Origin of the sequence: Bacillus sp. REN3, from assembly GCF_017912555.1 — a bacterium.
Taxonomy (GTDB): Bacteria; Bacillota; Bacilli; order Bacillales; family Cytobacillaceae; genus Mesobacillus.
In genome coordinates, this window is record NZ_JAERSD010000021.1 from 24,514 (window position 1) to 43,542 (window position 19,029).

Genomic DNA, 19,029 nt, shown 5'->3' on the forward strand with positions numbered 1-19,029 from the left:
TCATTTACACCGTAGATGGGAAGATAGAAATAATGTTTAGAATGATCGTTGACACATCGGGAGGCACTCCTTGCTTCCTTAACTGAATTGCTGTGTGAATTTAAATGAATGAGACAATAAAAGACTGTTCCACATCAGGAGCAGTTTTTTGCTTTGTATGATCTTTTCTGCCTTGTGTTTATCTCGAAGATTTTTTTGAAGTACAGAAGAATAAAGATGCCATCAGGTTAAAGAAGGAATTAAATGGTTCTTTAGCGAATAAGGAATCATGGTTTCTATGGTTTGGATGGAAGATTCAATAAGGGAGGAATGAACATGGGGCAAGCAAGTCAAATGATGAATGAATGGTTGCAACATCGGAATGTGTTGGAGGAATTACTGGGATCCATCGATGATGAACATATGGACTTCAAGCCATGGGAAGGGGCTATGGCACTTGGTGAATTGGCTTTGCATATTGCTGGATGGAATGATGTGTTCGTTTCAATGGTAAAGACAGAAGAGTTAGCTTTACCAGACATTCCCGAATGCAAGACAATGGAAGACGTCCGTAAAGCGGTTAAGGACTTCACGAAAAAAACAAAGGCTACATACGAATCATTGACGGATGCAGATCTGGAGGCTGAAAATAAGTCATCGCACCCGAAACTCCAAGGGTCGAAGAAAAGGTATCTGACTGCAATGTATGATCACGAGATTCACCATAAAGGCCAACTTTTTATTTACGCGCGTATGGCAGGAGCCAAAGATATCCCGTTCTTCCGCTGATGATTGTTCTCCTCTAATCGGGCAAATCTGTTTATTATGTAATAGATAAAAGGAAGGTCAACTGGGGAGGTGTGAAGAATCCCCACTTGAAAAAATCAACCCCAGTCCTAAAAGCTGAATGGGACTACTATACGTGTTTATGTCTGGAGCGGAGGGAAATCAGGCTGGATGCCTGGTTCCCTCCGGTCTTTTTTGAGGAAGGAGAAAGAACAGCCTGAAAAGGTTCGCTGCCTCGAAAGTAACCCTTTTTATGAAATTATCTACATGATAGGGTATTGTTCAATTTATTTTTCTTTTTCTTCTTTTCGTGCTTCCTTCAATAACCCAGACAAAAAACGAAAGGTTGGCTTGTACTATGGTCCGAAAAGTTAGTCAGTGTGCGCGACTGCCCGGATTTCGATCAGTTGGTGGGGGAAGGCCAGACCTGACACACCGATGAGGGTGCCGGCCGGCCGATGGTCGCCCACATACTCCTTGAACAGGACGACGCATTGCTCAAAATGCTCTTGCGGGTTCGTCAGGAAGATCTCCATCTCAGCGATGTTCGATCTTGTAACGCCAAACCCCTCCAGCACGCGATCGAGGTTCTTCAGTGTCTGCCGGGCCTGCAGCTCAAAGTCCCCCTCACCGACGAATTCCCCCTGCATGTCGTGGGAAAATTGACCAGAAATGTAGATAGTACCGTTGACGCTGTAACCCTGGGTGAGACCGTAAGATTCCTCCCATGGTACACCGTGATTGTAAGTTTTAGTATTCATCATGTTTTCTCTCCTTTACTTCAAAGTAAGTTCAGTATAAACTGAGCACAAATAAAAAAGTAGTACGCACTTTTTTGATAGGTACTACCTGAAAGGATAGTGTTCGTATGGGGATGGCTGAATATAAAGGGAAAATTAAAAATATTCAAGATACGCCTTTTGGCTATACAATCTCAGTGATCGGCGGAAAGTGGAAAATGGTCATTCTTTATCTGTTGGCAGAAAACCAACCTGTCCGTTTTAATGAACTGAGAAGGCAAATTGGCGGAATTACTTTTAAGACATTGAGCTCACAACTAAAGGAATTGGAAGCGGATGGTTTGGTCAAACGGAAAGAGTATCCTCAAATTCCCCCTAAAGTCGAGTACAGCCTCACGGATAAAGCAGGAACGCTGTTACCTGTTTTGGAAGAATTATGTGAGTGGGGAGCGAATAATCGACATAGTTAAATGGAATCTGTAAAAATATTCGGATTCCCGAACAGATGATGCGATTCCTTTCTGGAGCTGTACGGTGAGACGATTCGTTGAGCCTGTAAAAGGAGAGGGAGTTGAAAAAGCTGCCGAACTAGGTTCTGCAGGCTCCATAGCATTTCCATTGAAAAATTGCCATCCGCAACTAAATCGGCACGAAATAAAGGAGTATTGGAATTGTTCTATTATGTGATTGATGCTTTTACAGAAAAAAAGTTTGGCGGCAATCCGGCAGGCGTAGTCATCCATGAACATTTAGACGAAGAATTTATGCAGAAATTTGCTGCCGAAGTCCGTTTTTCAGAAACAGCCTTTATCAAAAAATTAGGGGATAAAAATTTCGAAATAAAGTTCTTCACGCCGACTTCGCAGGTTGAACTTTGCGGGCATGCGACCATTGCATCCTTCAAAGCCCTATTGGACAGCCGGGATATCGAGGAGAACCATTGCTATTATATGAAAACACTCGCTGGCACACTTTCTGTTGAGGTAAGCAAATCATTCATAATCATGGAACAGGCTGAACCTGAATTGGGAAGGATATTTGATGATTATGACTGCTTGGCTCGCCTTTTTAAGATGGATAAAAGCGAAATAGGAGATGCAAAGTTCAATCTAGTGCCTCAAGCCGCGAGCACGGGTCTATGGGATATTATGCTTCCAATAAAAACAAGGGATGCTTTGCATGCTTTGGATCCTGATTTTAAAGAACTAGCCGAATACACAAAGACCAATAAGGTGGGAGGAGTCCATGCATTTACGTTGGACACGAAAGAAGGAATAGCAGAGAGCAGGAACTTCTGCCCGCTCCATGGGATTGATGAGGAAGCTGCCACAGGCACTTCGAATGGGGCATTGACATATTATCTTTTTAAGAATCACGTATTACATCAATTTGATCAAGAGTACACCTTCCTTCAAGGGTACAGTATGGGAAGGCCTTCTGCTATCATGACAAAATTAGTTAACAAAGACTATCCAAGAGTCATGGTAGGCGGGAAAGCAGTTATATTGGCAAAGGGTAAGCTATACTAAGCATGATCATGCTTGATCAATGCAGCCGGCCTTTTTAGCATTTTCGAGGAGCCTGCGTGCCTTCCGCTCCAACCGACAGGTATTCCAAAATCAACACTGGTCTTTAACATAGCCTTGTGCAGAATGCCGGATTGGTTGGAATCAGGTTGAAGTGTTATACGCTCAATCGTTCAACGATACCCCTCTGTTGCGGCCGACTAAAACCGCCGCGTCCTGCGGCAAAGTCGGCACTAGGACTTCCTGTCCGCCGAGGTGCCTGGAGTGGAAATCCACAATCCCAAATTTAACATAGCCATAAACGAAGAAACATTCGTTAAAGCCTGATTGGCCACTGCAATAATCCGTCAGGAGTCCTAAAAGGCATGCAATAAATATCTCGAAATGAATCCTTCGATAAAAGCAGCTGCAAAAATACAAGGAGTGATCACCAATGTGAAAACTAAAAAGGCTTCTTTTAAATGGTCCCGGAATGGTGGGAATGTTTTTTTATGTTTCCGAAAGATATTTTTTATTTTTCCAACAAGAATTTTATTAATCGAACTTCCATAGGAAGCAACGAGAATAAATGTGGTAAGTTCCAAAATTGCATGCGGAAGAAAGCCTAATCCGAATGTCTGGAGAACATTTAAATCAGCCTGTTGGACTAAATAGACCGCAACACCAATCACAGCGCTTGTTGAAATAAGCGGTAATGTGTATAAAAATCGAATCGGAATAAAGGCAAGAAGCAAAATTTGTAAGCAAACGAACCAATTATTCTTAAACAGAAAAATAGTATGGTCCCAATAGCCTTCTCCGCTGACATCGTTGTTGAAGTTTTCGTCTAACCCTAGAATAAGCTCTTTCATATTTGGATTAGTTAATACTGTGATAAGATAGGCAACGATCAGGACGATGGAATATAACGACCAATACTTCCAAAAAGACTTTTTCAAATGTACCCAGGCGCTTTTCCATGTATTGATGATTGTTTTTTTTATATGATTGATATTTTGCTTCTTCATCATCCATTCCTTCCACTAACAAAAGCCATTTTCCCAAAGAATGCCTAGCCAAGTCGATGGTCTTACATATCTTGTAATTCCATTTTCTCCAATTCCTTTTTTCTTTTCTTCTTCACAGCCTCCCTTCCACTAATCCAGACACTCAATAAAAAAGCCATTCCGCCAACAGCAGCCAATACAAGGGACAGTGTATCTTCTTGCCCAAATCTCTTAATAAACCAACCAACGATGAAGACTGAATACAATGCAGGCAAGATCGCTCCCCAAAGAACATTTCTCCTTCTTGATAAATAAAATTGAATGCCGATAATCAAAATGGCTAGAATCCATCCATACATCCCAGGCATTAAGGATCAACCCTTTCAGCTTTATATTTTTCAATGATTAATTTTGCGACTTCTAAACTGATCCGTTCGTCAATGACCAAATTCTTAATCATACTGACAAACTCAACATCTTCTTTTTTGCTATTAAGCTCAATTTTCTGTATAAGCTTATCCAGCTTTGTTCTTACTGTTGGATAAGATACTCCGTATATTTTAGAAATTTCCTTCAATGACCCCGAATTAATAATAAATTTCCTGATAAATTCAAGTGATTCTTTATCTAAAGCCAAGATCCATTCTGGTACATCATCACGGTTCAACTTTCGACCTCCCCTTTCATTGAATAATATTAAACTTAAATTTAATATTATTCAATGATTATTTAAAAAAATTAAAATAATGGAGGGGAGTGGGAACATATTCTATACTCCGTAGCAGGAGTAACGCTTCATTAAAAAGGTACATCATTTGGAAGTCGAGGGGATGTTTTAACAAACAAGGAGGAGGCTGGACTCACTTATGCGCGCTGATTTCGTTCCAAAATGACAGGGGATGGAAATGCTGAGGGGAAGGCTTGTCATTGATTTTGGAAGTGTTACTTTTGCAAGGCTGTATTGGCATGTCGAAGGAAGAAAAAGAGGGGGTCGTCGAGAACTCTGCCATACTACTGAAACAGCAGTTCGATTTTTGAAGAGCAAAAAGAGCGGGTTGCTGTAATGAATGATCCTGAGTTTAAAAGCCGTATTAACTGCTTGCCAGCAAGGGAATAAGGATAATCAAATCCATGAAAATTTTGCAGAAGAAAATAGGGTGTCTCACTGATCGGTTTTGACAAGGAATAGTCCGCTTTTTCAGTTAGAACCCATTTTGAGCGAAAACGTGCATGCGCTTCTGCAAAAGTTTGGAACTAGCGATGACGTTGCATTCACCGGCATTCCGATCTTAGGAGCAAGGCAATCGCAGTTCCATAAAAGATAGTCCGTCAATGAAACAATCATTTATCTTCTCCTGAATTTTATCGCTGATTGAATAAATAATATGCCCCCAAGCATCCAGAAGGGCTCCCAGAATAAGAGCCGCCATTTAAGGGAATAATTGTCCAGTTCAAGTTCCAACAGATCAAACCAATGAAGAAGCAGTGTAGTGAAATTTGCGAGTCCATACAAAAACAAAAATCCTCCACCGACAAGTGTCAGGTAATAAAGTATTTTTCTGATTGGCTCAGGCCAGTCCCGTAGAAGCAGCAATAAGAAAAATCCCCCAAACAATTTTACATACCCTGTTAATCTGACGATGGAAAGAAAACTTTCTTCTCCAGACAGTGCCTTTTGATAAATCAAGCCGCCCAGCGATCGTACACCCAGCATGCCGCCGCTTGCCCAATAAAAAGTAATCATGGCAAAGGCGACGCACCAGGCGAACCCTGAATAGATAAAGATGTGATTTTTCTGCATTGTAAATGGATTCCCTTCTTCTTAGGATAGGACATTTTTTCTGCGGATATTTTCCAGTGAGGCTTCCTGTTCCCTGCGGATAAGCGACCCTGCAGGCTCTTCTCTGGTGAGATTTCCCTGTATAGATAGCATAGTATAAATAATGAAAATTTTGCATAAGGAGTTTAAGGTTTTGTCCCCCTTTTCCCTATAAAAATAAGTTGAAAGGGGGGCAGGGATTAGGAATGCTTTGAGTGGACAATGGATTTGAATCCAGCGGAGAAGAGGGATTCAAGCACTGCATAGGTGCTTTATGGGATATGAAAGAGAAGCACAGGCACAACAACCCTGCGCTTCTCGGACTTCAATCTCTTTCCCTGGCCCTCTGTGTATCCCTGATATTCTTCTGGACCGTGATAGCGGCAAATAAGCTAAGGACAAAGGACATCCCATAAAATCCTTTTTCGCTTAAAATAATGCTTCCTGCATTGTATAAGCCGATGGCCATTAATGCAATCGAGACAATAAGCGCAAACCAGCTGATGCCATAATATATGCTTGTAACCGGTATTTCCTCATCCTTATCCCTTACAGCCTTTTGTAACGATACTGCCGAATACAACCCGAATATTAATACCGCAAAATAATATCCTTTTTCGTTCAACTGCATGGATGCGTTAAACAAACCGATCAGATAGGCTGATATCCCAACTAACAGTGCGGCCCAAGTAGCTCCTTTGAAAGCTGGAGTGGGCTCTCCTTCTTTCCTTTCAATTTTCAGTTTTGATTCTTTTTTGTTTCCATGATCCAATGGAAAATCATTCTCTAAAGACATTCGACTTCCGCCTCCATTTTTTATCTCCACTGTAATTATAGTGTAAAATGTTCCTTTCTCAATCTATTATATAGAAAATTATTACAATTAACAGATAATTTTGTATGTTTTTTAACTTTTCTGTTTTGATGGCCATCTGTGAACTAATGTATTCAGGAAATAGAAAATATTTACCATCACTAAAGCCGCCTTTTTTCGATAACAGCATGATCTTGCAGAAGTTCATCAGCAAAAAAAAGAAGCACAGGGAATCCCCGTGCTTCGTAAACCTTATTCGTCCTCTTCTTCTCCCTGCCTGTTCTTCTGGGTAGGAAGAGTATCCCAGAAGCTTGTGTCAGCCGATTCAATTGATCCATCAGCGATGGCCCGCACCGTTTGATCAAGTGTGATGATTGTCTGCTTGATCAGGTAGCCATTGCTCTTCTGGCCTAATGCGTAGGATTCGATATAATGGTCGGACATGCCGCGCATTTCGAATAACAGTGTCGAGATATCGTAGCGGATGGCTGCCCCGTTCCGACCTATGTTCGCTCCGCTGCCGCCGTTATATTTGCCGATATGGCCCCAGCCAGTATCTTCAAGGGCGTTGTACACGACTGCCCCCAATTTTTTGGAGCCTTCAAGAACTTCTGGTTTTACATTCGGATTCGTTGGATGAAGGATCGAACCAGATACAAGCTTTCCTTCCGTTTCACTAAGCGTTCCCTGGTGGTGAAGGTCGATCATGTAATCGATTTCATATTTCTCGAAAACATTCTCATGCAATGCACGAGCCTCTGGCTCCATTGCGCTGGCTGCCTTGTCGTGTTCGCGGTTAAGGTCCACCTCATTTGCATTATAGCGGGTCAGATGGCGGTCCCCATCAGCATGGTAATCCTCAAGGGAGAAATTGACATCCCCCATGGCTCCGTCGGCATTCAGCATTGGAATGATAAGGATATTGAGGTTGTCGAGCACGCCTTTCGTTTTTTCCGTTCCTAAATGCTTGATGAATTCAAGGGCGCCCTCTGTTGTCAGCTGTTCGTTCCCATGCTGCTGGGTTAAAAACAGGATCGTTGGTTTCGCCGGATCCGAAATATACTTTGCCATGTAAATGTCGCGGCCTTTGACCGTCTGGCCGATGACTTCAAGTTCCATCGCATCCTGCTTGGCTTCCTGTGTCTTCAAATAATTTACGAGACCATCATATGTATGCAAGATCGAAGTCTGTACAGATCCGTTCCCGGCGCTCGGGCCATTACCAACAGCCCCAGCCGGAAGGGAAACAGCAGTAATGGCCCCGATTGCCATCATACTGGATAATGAGACAGACAAAACTTTCTTTTTAAGATTCATTTATATTCCTCCTATTCATTACTCTACCAATAATAATTTTACTGAAAATTTCAAAGATAATGAATAGAGTACCAGACCTATTATTTATACATATTTTGTGTGTTTAAAAAGTGCCTCGGAAGGAGTTTGGAACGGCGGTAAATGGGTTTGGTGGGAAAAAGGTCCCTGGTTATCAATTCTCTGTCAAAATGGCTATAATGAAAAGTGTGAATTGTAATAGTGAGGAGATACAGGAATGGCAGCCATTTTGATTGTTGATGATGATGTGAATATTCTTTATTTAGTGAAGAGTCAGCTCCAGCAGGAGGGTCACTATGTATATCAGGCGGAAAACGGGACGGAGGCCCTGAAAGCCCTCGAAGACCATGTCATTGATCTTGCGATAGTGGATGTGATGATGCCAGGGATGGATGGGTATGAATTAACGAAGAAAATTAGGGGACTGCACGATCTTCCGGTCATCATGCTGACGGCAAAAGGGCAGATCCAGGATAAGGAGCTTGGCTTCCTGTCGGGTACAGATGATTACATAGTGAAGCCATTCGATCCAAAAGAGCTGATATTCAGGATCAACGCGCTTTTCCGCCGCTACCAGAAGCGGAGCAGCCTTGTGATCACAATCGGGAATGTAAAGATCAACCAGCAGAATTTTGAGGTACAGGTTGGGGATAGGACGGTGGTCCTGCCACTCAAGGAATTCGAACTGCTCTCCTACATGGCATCCAAGCCAAACCAGGTTTTCACTCGCAACCAGCTGATCGAGGAGATTTGGGGCCTTGACTTCATGGGGGATGAACGGACGCTGAATGTCCATATCAAAAGACTGCGTGACCGCTTTTCTGAACTGACGGATGATTTCGGAATCAAGACAATCCGGGGAGTCGGGTATATGGTCGAGGTCCAGAACAAATGAGGACGATCTATTCAAAATTTATCCTTGCGACCATCGGAATCATTTTAGCCAGTACCCTAATCGGTTTTTTTATTTCCAACACTTACTATCATCAGCATATAAAGCCGTTGAACGATCGGAAAAATGTCAACGTCGCCCAAAATCTGACAGTTTACATCGAGCAGAATGAGGATATCAACCTGGATTCATATTTGGAGAGTGCTGGTGCAATCGGATACCAGATTTATATTGTGAAATCAGATGGGGAAGAAGCGTTTTACGGGGGAGCTTTTAAGAAGAAAAACCTGTCTTCCGACGCTGTCAAAAAAGTGCTGGACGGTGACGCCTATCATGGGATGAAGGAGTTCCCGATGGAAACATTCGTGACCGGTTTCTTTGCCAATGAACTGCGCAATACGGTTGGCGTTCCTTTCAGCCATCAAGGAGAGCGATATGCGTTGTTCCTGCGGCCGGATATTAAGCTGTTGTTCAGCGAAATCCATGTCCTGCTTGGCTGGATGATCTTGATCATGTTCATCGTCAGTGTCATTTTCGTGCTGGCCGCTTCGAAACTCCTGGTGAAACCGATTGTGAAACTGACATCAGCAACAAAGGAAATCCAGGAAGGCAATTTTGATATCACACTGGACATCAGCCGGCACGATGAACTCGGGGAACTGGCGAAAAGCTTCGAGGAAATGTCACGCAGGCTAAGCCAGCTGGACCAGATGAGGACTGAATTCGTTTCGAATGTATCCCATGATTTCCAATCGCCGCTATTGAATATCCAGGGGTACGCGCATTTATTGGAAAAAGATCATCTCTCCAGGGAGGAGAAGGGGCAGTATCTCGAAGTCATCCGCCAGGAGACGAACCGGCTTTCTTTATTGACCAAGCAGCTGCTCCTGCTAACTTCTTTGGAGAAAGAAGAGCATTATTCAAAGCCCGCTCCATTCAATCTCGGGGACCAGTTGAAGGAACTGGTGCAGAAATACAGGTGGCAGCTTGATGAAAAGGGGATCGCCTTGAGCTACCATTTGCCAGATGTTCTTTTTACCGGTGATGCATCACTCCTTTATACTGCGTGGGAGAACCTCTTGACGAATGCGATTAAATACAATAGGCAGGATGGGGAAATCGAGCTTACCTTAAGGGAGGAGCCTGATTTTGTCGAAGTGGCCGTCAGGGATACCGGCATCGGGATGACGAAGGAAGAACAAGAGCGGATATTCGAGCGCTTTTATCGCGCCGACCCATCCCGCTCCCGGGAAATCGAAGGCACCGGACTCGGCCTCTCCATCGTCCGCCACATCATCAAACTCCACCACGGCACCATAACCGTCAACAGCCAACCAGCAAAAGGAACCACATTCACCATCAAACTGAAGCACGGGGACGGTTCTCCTGCTTCAAACGGCTGAGGTGGAGTGAAGCACAGGGACGGTTCTCCTGCTTCAAACAGGAAGGCAGAATGACAATTTCTCTTTCGCGTTTCAAAGCAATCTTCCTGATTTGTAATGTCTTGTTCACCTTCTGTTCACTTTCGTTTCTTAAAATGAGAAACGTTGGTAGGCAGAAGGTATTTTTTTTGGAATAATGAAAGGGGTTGTTTTTTTGTGAATGGAAGAAATTTGACATTACTGAGGTTTTCAGCAATTTTCTCAGTGATTGGAGCGATGCTCGGGGCGCATATGGCGGGCTCCGGTTCTTATGCATTCCGTCCGGTTCACGCGCATATCCTTGTGGTTGGCTGGCTGACTTTGTTTGCCTGGGCTGTATATTATGAGGTTTTTACGATTACATCAAAAAAGCTGGCCGCATGGCATACATGGACTGCGATTATTGGTACGACAGGGCTTACTGTCGGAATGTGGCTCCATAATGTAAAACCGTTCGATCTCCCTGAAGCTGTGACGCTCATTTTCTATATCGGCGGGGGCGTGATCCTGTTGGTCAGCTTCGTTCTATTTGTAGTTTCTACTTTTTTCATTGCGAAAAGAAAGGAAGCATGAGGCAAATCCTCCATGCTTCAAAGAAATGAGGAAAACATATGCCAAAAGAGAAAGAAATGAAAAAGGACTCTTCCCGTTTTTCAGTAGTGAGCAGGAAGGGTTCGAAGTGGATTGTCGGCCTGTGGCTGGCAGCTGCTTTGCTGATGGGCTGGCTGGCTCCGGGCGCGAGTGATTACGCAACAAGCGTGAATGAATCAGGGCTCCGGGAGGACTCTGTGTCTCTTAAAGCGGACGAGAAAATTGAAGAGTATTTTCCGGACGATAAAGGAACGCCTGCTTTACTTGTCTTTAATAAAGAAGGAGAGTTCAACGAAGGCGATTTCAAAGTCATTGATGAAATCAGCAAGAAGATAGAAGATGCTAACATCGAAGCCGTAAAAGGGGCTGTTCCATTCCATAAGATGCCCCCGCAGGCCAAGGCAACATTTTTAGCTGAAAACAAGACGACGCTGATCTTGCCTGTCGCGCTGAAGGAAAACCTTGAACGCGATGTAATCAACAAAACCGTTGAGAAACTAGGAAAAATAGCAAAGACGGAACTGAAGGACAGCGACGATGTGAAGCTGGCGATCACCGGTCCTGCTGGAATCGTGGCTGATATGATCGGCATCTTTGCCCAGGCGGATATTGTCCTCCTGCTCGGAACAATCGGATTGATCTTTGTCCTGCTGATCGTGATTTACCGTTCACCGTTGCTGGCATTGGTGCCATTGCTTGGCGCCGGGATTGTTTATGAAGTGGTAAACAAAACGATTGGCTTGTTCGGCTCAGCGGGAATGCGGATTGAGACTCAATCGACCTCGATCATGTCGATCTTGCTTTTTGCTGCGTTGACTGATTATTCTTTGTTCATTGTCGCCCGCTTCAAAGAAGAACTAAGGAAAGAAGAAGATAAATATATAGCGATGAAGCGCGCGATGGAAGGTGTGAGGGAACCGATCCTTTACAGCGGCGGGACGGTCCTTGCCGCGATGCTTGTCCTTTTCAGCGCGATCTATGAGCCTTACCGGAATTTTGCCCCGGTCTTTTCAATTGCTCTTGTCCTGATCCTGTTGGGCGGATTGACATTGCTGCCGTCACTGTATGTCCTGTTCGGAAGAAAAGCATTCTGGCCGGCTATCCCAAAAGTGGATAGCAAGGCGGCAGCCAAACCGAATATTTGGACCAGGTTCAGCCGGGTTGTGGTGAACAATCCTTTGAAGAGCGGTATCTTTGTGCTGATCCCGCTCGTAGCAATCGCTCTCAATACATTGAATATCGAGTACTCATTCAACTTGATAAAATCCTTCCCGGACGACATCCAATCGCGTCAGGGATATGAGGTCCTGGAGAAGAATTTCGCGCCGGGGGAACTCGCTCCGACAACAGTGATTGTTGAAAGCGAAAAGGAATTGGACCCGGCAAAACTGGAATCATTAAGAGAGGAACTGCTGGCGATGGATGGGGTCGAGGCCGTCAATCCGGATTTTGCCTCAAAGGACCCGATGCAGGCAATGAGGCTTGAATCCTCGTTTTCCGAGAACCGCAAGGCAGCGAAGCTGGAGCTTGTTTTCTCCGGGAATCCATACGATCAGAAGACCTTCGATCAATTCAACAAGATCACTGGCCAGGAAGATCAATTGACAGAGGCTGCCGGACTGGAAGATGCCAGCCTGTATTTTGCGGGAGAAACGGCAAAGCAAGCGGAAATCAGGGATGTGAACGACCGGGATACTGTTGTGGTTGTACTGTTGATAACGCTTGTGATCATCCTGCTGCTTGCCATGCAGACAAGGTCGGTTGTTGCGCCGCTTTATATGATGGCGACCATCATCCTTTCGTATTTTACTGCACTTGGAGCGGGCTATTTCATCTTCAACGAATTCTTCGGCTATACCGAAATCAGCTACCGGATCCCGCTTTATACGTTTATCTTCCTTGTAGCGCTAGGGGTAGATTATAATATCATGCTGATTTCACGGATAAAAGAAGAGGCGCGGATTCATCCAATCAAGGAAGCAATCGGCCTCGGCCTGTCCCATACGGGTGGCGTGATCTCATCGGCGGGACTTATTCTTGCCGCGACGTTTGCTGTCCTGATCACCCAGCCGATTATGGAACTGTTCATGTTTGGCTTCACCGTAGCGATTGGTGTGCTGATCGATACCTTCTTGATCCGGACAATCCTCGTTCCGGCCATCATGGTCAAGCTTGGAAAATACAGCCTATGGCCGCAAAAGGTAAAGGGTGAGGAATCATCATCCCAGGCGTAAAAAAACGTGTCCCGAATTTCGGGACACGTTTTTTGTGTGCAACTGAGATTGTACTTAAACCAAATGACTAGCAATCCAGGTCCGTTCGGTTGCATACTGGATTGTGCTTACTAAAGCGCCAGAGTCGAGCGGATGGCCTGTGTCCAGTTCCGTCTCCTGGAATCACTGAAACTTCAGCCCCGTAGCGGGAGCAGCGAGCCCTTTTCTTACAGTGATTCCGATTCTTTCAGTTCCTCTTCGAAATAGAAGGTACTGGGATATTCTTTGACGACATAAGAAAATCTTTTCATGTTCTTGATGTACTTTGACCTTAGAATTGTGACATTTTCACCGGTCTCCTTGATGCTGACGGATTGTCCGGCTTTGAATAAGCTGTTCAAGTTTTTCAATTACTCCACGTCCTTTCCTGTTAAGATCATTATACCATACTTTCTTCAGAGCTCGGGCGGAGCATGAGAATAGACAATTTTACCCATTCTGTAAAGCTTGCTTTATCATTCTAATTCTGTTATTCTAAGGGAGAATTATTTTTGTTCGGTATGTAAGGACATTTTCGCCTGATATCACTGAGAGCAAGAATAGTAACAAATTGTGTGGATACACACTAGGAGGCAACAAAATGGAAAACGGTAAAGTAAAATGGTTTAACGCAGAAAAAGGTTTTGGATTCATCGAACGCGAAGGCGGAGATGATGTATTCGTACACTTCTCAGCGATCCAAGGCGAAGGTTTCAAATCCCTTGAAGAAGGTCAAGAAGTTTCTTTTGACGTAGAACAAGGCGCTCGTGGACCACAAGCAGCTAACGTTGTAAAACTATAATAACGATTGGCACATACAAACAAGCTCTGGATATCCAGGGCTTGTTTTTTTTATAAGCTGGCAGCAGAAAATCAGCCTGTTGCCAGCCGCTGGAGGCATAAGTCAATCAGCCGGTCTTCCGTCCCCGGGAGGAAAAAGAACAACCCTTTCAGCTTGCTTGTCCTATGCGGGAATGGTCGATTCTGGAGTTGCAATCCTTCGGTCGTTCCAGATAGCTCCATGTTTCAAGGCAGCAAAAAACCCCGCTTTCGAAAAAAGCGGGGTTTTCCTTATGGTAAAGAAATGGTTACCTTCATTATAGCACAAGAAAAAGGGACACTGTATAAAACTTTTGATTTTCAGAGATAGTTTTATTTTATTAAAAACTCTGAAATTTTTAATTGAAGATTGCGGCCCTTCAATGGATAATAAAAATGTAGGAATTTTTTCTCATATATGGACCTATCTGGAGGAAGTGGGATGGTTGATTTTTTAAAAGATTTGATTCTACACTTTTCAGTAATCATGTCCCTCGGCTTTATGTATAATTTTCTCCATATGCAGAGGCGGAAGGTGTACCAGCGGCAGTTTTTTAAGCTTTCTGTTTTGACGGCGATGCTCGTGACGATGGTATTTCCGATCCATTTTGATGGCGGGATAGAATTCGATTTGAAATTGATCCCAATCTTCATCGCTTTTTTTTACGTGGGCAGGGTAGATGGTTTTTTGCTGACCGTGCTGATGCTCGTGATGGAAAGCCTTATTCATTTCGATCAACTCCTGGCTACAGCCATCAATTATTCTGTCGTCCTCGTCATATTTTTTGCCATGGAAAAAATATACCGGGACGGTGCAATTGGCAAAAAGGTTGTTTTAGGCCTTTTAGTCTACACACTGACCACTGCAACCCGTCTTGTTGCGATCCTGAATTCCGGGAATCCGCACAATTATCATTTTTTGTTCGTCTTTTCGCTCGTATCAATTGTTGCGCTCTCCATCACCATCTATATTATTGAAATAACCAAGTTCCAGCTCAGGACGATGGAAGAACTGACGAAAGCTGAGAAATTCTCGGCAATCAGCCAGCTTGCGGCATCCGTGGCCCACGAGATCCGCAATCCGATGACAACGATCCGAGGCTTCATGCAGGTTCTGCAGGGAGAAAAGAACCTCGATGAACATCAGCAGCTCTTCATTTCGATTTCACTGCAGGAACTCGACAGGACCCAGACGATTATCGATAATTTTCTGTCGCTGGCCAGGCCGAATACAGGCGGAGCGTCAAAGCTGGATTTGAGCCAGCTTTTGAAGGAAATCATCCAATTCATGAGATCGTATTCCCATCTTTCGAATACCGAGTTAGTGGAAGGCATCGAAAAGGATCTCTGGATCAAGGCGGATTCCCATGAGCTAAGGCAGGTGTTTATCAACATCATCAAAAATGGGATAGAGGCCATGCCGGGAGGGGGCAGTATTTACATCATCGCGAAAGCCGAAAAGGATCTAATCAAAGTGCAATTCCGGGATGAAGGCATCGGGATGAACAAAGAGCAGCTGGGCAGGCTCGGCAACCCATATTATTCGACGAAGGAAAAAGGAACGGGCTTGGGCCTGATGATTTCTTATGACATCATTCACAGGATGAGGGGCAAGATCCATGTCGACAGCCAGAAAGGAAAGGGAACAACCTTCACCATTTTTTTACCGTGCGAATAAAGGAGCTCCATCCAAATCCCATTGATCGGAAATGGAAAGTGGATATTTCCTGAATATCATAAAAATCCAAGCAAACAGATAATATCCCGGACTTCAATTACTATTTGCGATGCCGGAACAGCTTCCATTCATTTGGGGGAAATGGAAGCGTTTCCTTTGTATGGATAGGTGAAAATCCATCGAATAGGTGCTTGCCCTTTCTTTTTTTGCTGAAAAAAGTCATCGTTTGCGCCTCCAATAAGCCATGGCGATGGCGATGGAACCCGGCCTTCTGCCTGCAGCTGGATTCAATCTTCAGCACAAATTGCATCTGTATGAGGATTTTCTGCTTGAGTATGTTAAGGATCTGGCCAGGCCTGAAGATGGCCAGGTCCGTGTCAGGAGGAAGTTTAAAGCGTTTCAAATTGGAAATGTTCATAAAGGGAGCACGGTTTTTCCCCGACCTGAAGGATGCAGCCTGCGGCCATTGTGTACAATAATGGTTTAGAATTTGCATAGAAAGAGAGGCTAAGACCATGTTGCTTCTGGAAGAACGAAAAAAAATCGTCGAATATGGAAAGAAAATCATCACAAGCGGTCTGACAAAAGGAACAGGCGGCAATCTCAGCATCTTTCATCGTGAAAAGAAACTTGTAGCAATCAGTCCTAGTGGATTGGATTATTTTGAGACGGAACCTGAGGACGTTGTTGTCCTGGATCTTGAAGGGAAAATAATGGATGGAAGCAGGAAACCATCAAGCGAGCTCGATATGCATCTGATTTTTTACAAGCGCCGGGAAGACCTGAATGCGCTTGTGCATACCCATTCGCCATACGCCAAAACGATTGCCGCCCTTGGGTGGGACCTTCCTCCGGTCTCCTACCTTGTGGCGTTCGCAGGGCCGAATGTAAGATGCACTCCTTATGAAACCTTTGGGACGAAGGAGCTTGCGGAACGCGCATTTGAAGGCATGGTGGAAAGGCGCGCGGTCCTGCTGGCCAATCATGGGCTGATTGCAGGTGCCCGCAATATGGAAACAGCTTTTACCGTCGCCGAAGAAATTGAATTCAGCGCCCGGATTTTTTGCCAGGCCAAAGCAATTGGCGAACCAAAGCTGCTTCCTGATGAAGAGATGGTGCGCCTTGCCAGGAAGTTTGAAAGCTATGGGCAAAGGTAACCCTTTTTTCAAGCGGGTTTTGCCAGTTTGCTATAATTAATGGGAATAGATTGGACCGGAAAGCAGCTGTCCTTCGTTTTTTCTCGCTGGCATGCGGACTGCCACAGGAAATACAAGAGGAATGAAACACAAAGCCCCATGAATATGCTATGATATTTTTAAAGAAAAAAATGGACAGGCTGGATAGTTTTGCTAAGGGGGCATTGGGCAATGAGAGCAAGGGCGAGAAAAAAGGAACCTTTTTCGCTTGATAAGGTAAAAGGCTTCTTCACGACTGTGCTGCTGCATCTTAGTTTTTATGCTTTCATCATCTTTTTGGTCATCTTTTTTATTGATAACTTTAGCTAAACGAGGAAAGGACGGTTTTTCAAGCCGTCCTTTTGGTATTTTTAGAGCATGATCGGACATCTGGGAGAGGTACGGTGGAAAAACCTGTTGAAGTCTGATCAGACTCCCAAATACCGGCGTGTGATTCGGAAAGAGTTCGGTCTCAAGGGGCGGCAGTCCTGGGGAATGGACAAAATCCCGGAATAATCGCAATCAGCGCGGATGCCCCATTGCTTTTATCCATTGGCGGAGCAGAGAAAGCAGCTAGCGCGGAAAACTTCCCGAACAGACATCTTTTCTGACGCAAAAAGCCAGGCATCAACGCCTGGCTTACGCATTTTTCGATTTGCGGGCAAAGAGGTAAATCAGGTAGCCGACAATGACGATGCCGCCTAATCCAGCTGTCAGGACCGCAAAGTTCTCTTCAATGAAAGGCATGGCCTTTTCGCCGAGGGCGATGATGAGCGCAGCTTCGAGGAAGAAGCGGGCACCGCGGCCGATGATGGACCAAATGATCAGCGTCGGGATCCGTATCCGGGCAATGCCGGAAAAAATCGTGAACACTTTATAGGGAATCGGTGTAAAGCCGGCGATTAGAATCGCCATGGCGCCGTATTTTGCAAAGTAATTCTCAACGGTGGCAATCCGTTCTTCCTTGATGAAATAGCGAAGCACAGGCCGTCCGACCTTCCTGCCGATATACCATCCAAGCAAGGCGCCTAGCACGGAGCCGGCAGTCGTGATAAAAGCATACCAGAGTGCCCTGTCAGGATTGGCGATTCCCATTGGGATCATCAGTACATCCGGCGGGATCGGGAAGAAAGAAGATTCCATGAAGGAGACGATGAATAGCCCCCAGGAACCGAATTCAAGCAGCCATTCCTCAAGTACATGTATCATTTCACGCATCTAGCAGTTTCTCCTTTGATAGTTGGTATAGTTAGAAGTATATCATTTTACAAACAGGATGAGCCAATGATATTCCTATCTGCTCTCTACGTGTTATCCTGTCAATACAATGAATTTTTATGAAAAGGATGTCATCTATGGATTATGCAATCTTTTTTCTGCTTGGAATCCTGATCAGTGTCTTATCAGGATTCTTTGGAGTCGGCGGCGGCTTTATCCTGACACCGATCCTGCTGCTGATAGGATTTTCTCCGCTCGAGGCCATTACGACGAGTCTGTTTTTTACAGTCGGCACATCGCTTTCAGGAATCGTTGCCCATATCCGGTTGAAGAATATCCTTTGGAAAGAGGGGCTGATCATGGGCGCGAGCGGCATCGCAGCCACACAAATCGCGAGGCCCATGGTCTATTACCTGGAGGAGCGGGGCTGGGATGAAATCATCATTCCCTCCCTTTATATCGTGTTTTTGGCGTATTTCGCTTTTAAAATGATCCGTCAGGTCAAAAAGGAAGCAGAACCAGCAGTCGCTGGCTCGTTTTCGGTGCCTAAACTGCTTGCCGTCGGCTTTATCGGCGGTTTCGCTTCAGCATCCCTTGGAGTCGGCGGCGGTTTCATCATCGTCCCGTTGATCATCACGATCCTTGGCTTCAATCCGAAGAAGGCGGTCGGAACCAGCTTGTTCGCGGTCTTGATGATTGTCAGCGTCGGTTTTGTTTCCTACGCAATCGAAACACAAATCGATTATTTCATCGGTCTGATGCTCATTGCCGGTGGATTGATCGGTTCCCAGTTCGGCGCGCGGCTGACGAATTTTTTTGAAAACAGGGAAATGAACGCGATGCTTGGCCTGCTATACCTCGCAACACTCGCAGGTGCCGTCCTCAAACTGTTCAGCCTGAATACAGCCGGCCTCATCATCATGGCCCTGTTCATTCTCTATTTCCTTCAGCGCTCTTTCGTAAAAATAACAAAAGAAAAGCTCGGGGGCAATTAAGAA

The 19,029-nt window shown here is 44.8% G+C and carries 21 protein-coding genes; 12 read left to right on the forward strand and 9 right to left on the reverse strand.

The window, feature by feature from the left end; genetic code table 11:
• Positions 1-315: 315 nt before the first annotated feature.
• Entirely contained in the window at positions 316-768 is a 453-nt protein-coding gene (locus JJQ88_RS16410) for a DinB family protein (RefSeq protein WP_210367118.1), read from the forward strand.
• Between the two features lie 368 nt (positions 769-1,136).
• Here JJQ88_RS16410 and JJQ88_RS16415 read toward each other — a convergent pair whose 3' ends face one another.
• Positions 1,137-1,526, reverse strand: coding sequence for a RidA family protein (locus JJQ88_RS16415; protein ID WP_210367163.1), 390 nt, complete (start codon positions 1,524-1,526; stop codon positions 1,137-1,139).
• A gap of 107 nt (positions 1,527-1,633) precedes the next feature.
• Between JJQ88_RS16415 and JJQ88_RS16420 the strand changes: the two genes are divergently transcribed.
• Complete coding sequence (locus JJQ88_RS16420; protein ID WP_210367119.1) at positions 1,634-1,975, forward strand: winged helix-turn-helix transcriptional regulator; 342 nt, start codon at positions 1,634-1,636, stop codon at positions 1,973-1,975.
• 201 nt (positions 1,976-2,176) lie between these two features.
• Complete coding sequence (locus JJQ88_RS16425) at positions 2,177-3,034, forward strand: PhzF family phenazine biosynthesis protein (RefSeq protein WP_210367120.1); 858 nt, start codon at positions 2,177-2,179, stop codon at positions 3,032-3,034.
• Between the two features lie 353 nt (positions 3,035-3,387).
• Here the strand turns inward: JJQ88_RS16425 and JJQ88_RS16430 are convergent, their stop codons facing one another.
• The 6 genes from JJQ88_RS16430 to JJQ88_RS16455 all read right to left on the reverse strand — a co-directional run bounded on the left by JJQ88_RS16430 (position 3,388) and on the right by JJQ88_RS16455 (position 7,967).
• Positions 3,388-4,041, reverse strand: coding sequence for a stage II sporulation protein M (locus JJQ88_RS16430; protein ID WP_210367121.1), 654 nt, complete (start codon positions 4,039-4,041; stop codon positions 3,388-3,390).
• 59 nt (positions 4,042-4,100) lie between these two features.
• Complete coding sequence (locus JJQ88_RS16435) at positions 4,101-4,385, reverse strand: hypothetical protein (protein ID WP_210367122.1); 285 nt, start codon at positions 4,383-4,385, stop codon at positions 4,101-4,103.
• On the reverse strand, positions 4,385-4,684 hold the full coding sequence (locus JJQ88_RS16440; protein WP_210367123.1) for a DUF2089 family protein: 300 nt from the start codon (positions 4,682-4,684) through the stop codon (positions 4,385-4,387). The genes JJQ88_RS16435 and JJQ88_RS16440 overlap by 1 nt, the downstream gene beginning before the upstream one ends.
• 678 nt (positions 4,685-5,362) lie before the next feature.
• The gene (locus JJQ88_RS16445; RefSeq protein ID WP_210367124.1) at positions 5,363-5,818 is read right to left on the reverse strand and encodes a DUF3995 domain-containing protein; all 456 of its coding nucleotides are present in this window, start codon (positions 5,816-5,818) and stop codon (positions 5,363-5,365) included.
• A gap of 343 nt (positions 5,819-6,161) precedes the next feature.
• Entirely contained in the window at positions 6,162-6,632 is a 471-nt protein-coding gene (gene yiaA, locus JJQ88_RS16450) for an inner membrane protein YiaA (protein WP_210367125.1), read from the reverse strand.
• Positions 6,633-6,902: 270 nt separating this feature from the next.
• Positions 6,903-7,967 (reverse strand): M14 family zinc carboxypeptidase, encoded by a 1,065-nt coding sequence (locus JJQ88_RS16455; protein WP_210367126.1) that lies wholly within the window; start codon positions 7,965-7,967, stop codon positions 6,903-6,905.
• Positions 7,968-8,202: 235 nt separating this feature from the next.
• Here JJQ88_RS16455 and JJQ88_RS16460 point away from each other — a divergent pair, with 235 nt between their 5' ends.
• The 4 genes from JJQ88_RS16460 (at position 8,203) to JJQ88_RS16475 (ending at position 13,123) form a co-directional block, all read left to right on the forward strand.
• Positions 8,203-8,880, forward strand: a complete 678-nt coding sequence (locus tag JJQ88_RS16460) for a response regulator transcription factor (protein WP_210367127.1) — start codon at positions 8,203-8,205, stop codon at positions 8,878-8,880.
• On the forward strand, positions 8,877-10,280 hold the full coding sequence (locus tag JJQ88_RS16465) for a sensor histidine kinase (protein WP_210367128.1): 1,404 nt from the start codon (positions 8,877-8,879) through the stop codon (positions 10,278-10,280). The genes JJQ88_RS16460 and JJQ88_RS16465 overlap by 4 nt, the downstream gene beginning before the upstream one ends.
• Before the next feature lie 195 nt (positions 10,281-10,475).
• The gene (locus JJQ88_RS16470; RefSeq protein WP_210367129.1) at positions 10,476-10,871 is read left to right on the forward strand and encodes a hypothetical protein; all 396 of its coding nucleotides are present in this window, start codon (positions 10,476-10,478) and stop codon (positions 10,869-10,871) included.
• A gap of 38 nt (positions 10,872-10,909) precedes the next feature.
• Entirely contained in the window at positions 10,910-13,123 is a 2,214-nt protein-coding gene (locus JJQ88_RS16475; protein WP_246861237.1) for an MMPL family transporter, read from the forward strand.
• Between the two features lie 206 nt (positions 13,124-13,329).
• Here the strand turns inward: JJQ88_RS16475 and JJQ88_RS16480 are convergent, their stop codons facing one another.
• Complete coding sequence (locus JJQ88_RS16480) at positions 13,330-13,512, reverse strand: hypothetical protein (protein WP_210367130.1); 183 nt, start codon at positions 13,510-13,512, stop codon at positions 13,330-13,332.
• 230 nt (positions 13,513-13,742) lie between these two features.
• On the opposite strand from JJQ88_RS16480, the gene cspD reads away from it, so the two are divergent.
• The 4 genes from cspD to JJQ88_RS16500 all read left to right on the forward strand — a co-directional run bounded on the left by cspD (position 13,743) and on the right by JJQ88_RS16500 (position 17,143).
• A complete protein-coding gene (cspD, locus tag JJQ88_RS16485) occupies positions 13,743-13,943 on the forward strand; it encodes a cold-shock protein CspD (RefSeq protein ID WP_210367131.1) in 201 nt (66 codons plus the stop codon).
• A 459-nt stretch (positions 13,944-14,402) separates the two neighbouring features.
• Complete coding sequence (locus JJQ88_RS16490) at positions 14,403-15,638, forward strand: ATP-binding protein (protein WP_210367132.1); 1,236 nt, start codon at positions 14,403-14,405, stop codon at positions 15,636-15,638.
• A 515-nt stretch (positions 15,639-16,153) separates the two neighbouring features.
• On the forward strand, positions 16,154-16,795 hold the full coding sequence (locus JJQ88_RS16495) for an L-fuculose-phosphate aldolase (RefSeq protein WP_210367133.1): 642 nt from the start codon (positions 16,154-16,156) through the stop codon (positions 16,793-16,795).
• Between the two features lie 210 nt (positions 16,796-17,005).
• Positions 17,006-17,143: a hypothetical protein gene (locus tag JJQ88_RS16500; RefSeq protein WP_210367134.1), complete on the forward strand. Its 138-nt coding sequence runs from the start codon at positions 17,006-17,008 to the stop codon at positions 17,141-17,143.
• A gap of 309 nt (positions 17,144-17,452) precedes the next feature.
• Here the strand turns inward: JJQ88_RS16500 and JJQ88_RS16505 are convergent, their stop codons facing one another.
• On the reverse strand, positions 17,453-18,031 hold the full coding sequence (locus JJQ88_RS16505) for a YqaA family protein (RefSeq protein ID WP_210367135.1): 579 nt from the start codon (positions 18,029-18,031) through the stop codon (positions 17,453-17,455).
• A 137-nt stretch (positions 18,032-18,168) separates the two neighbouring features.
• Between JJQ88_RS16505 and JJQ88_RS16510 the strand changes: the two genes are divergently transcribed.
• Positions 18,169-19,026, forward strand: a complete 858-nt coding sequence (locus JJQ88_RS16510) for a sulfite exporter TauE/SafE family protein (RefSeq protein WP_210367136.1) — start codon at positions 18,169-18,171, stop codon at positions 19,024-19,026.
• Positions 19,027-19,029 lie beyond the last annotated feature (3 nt).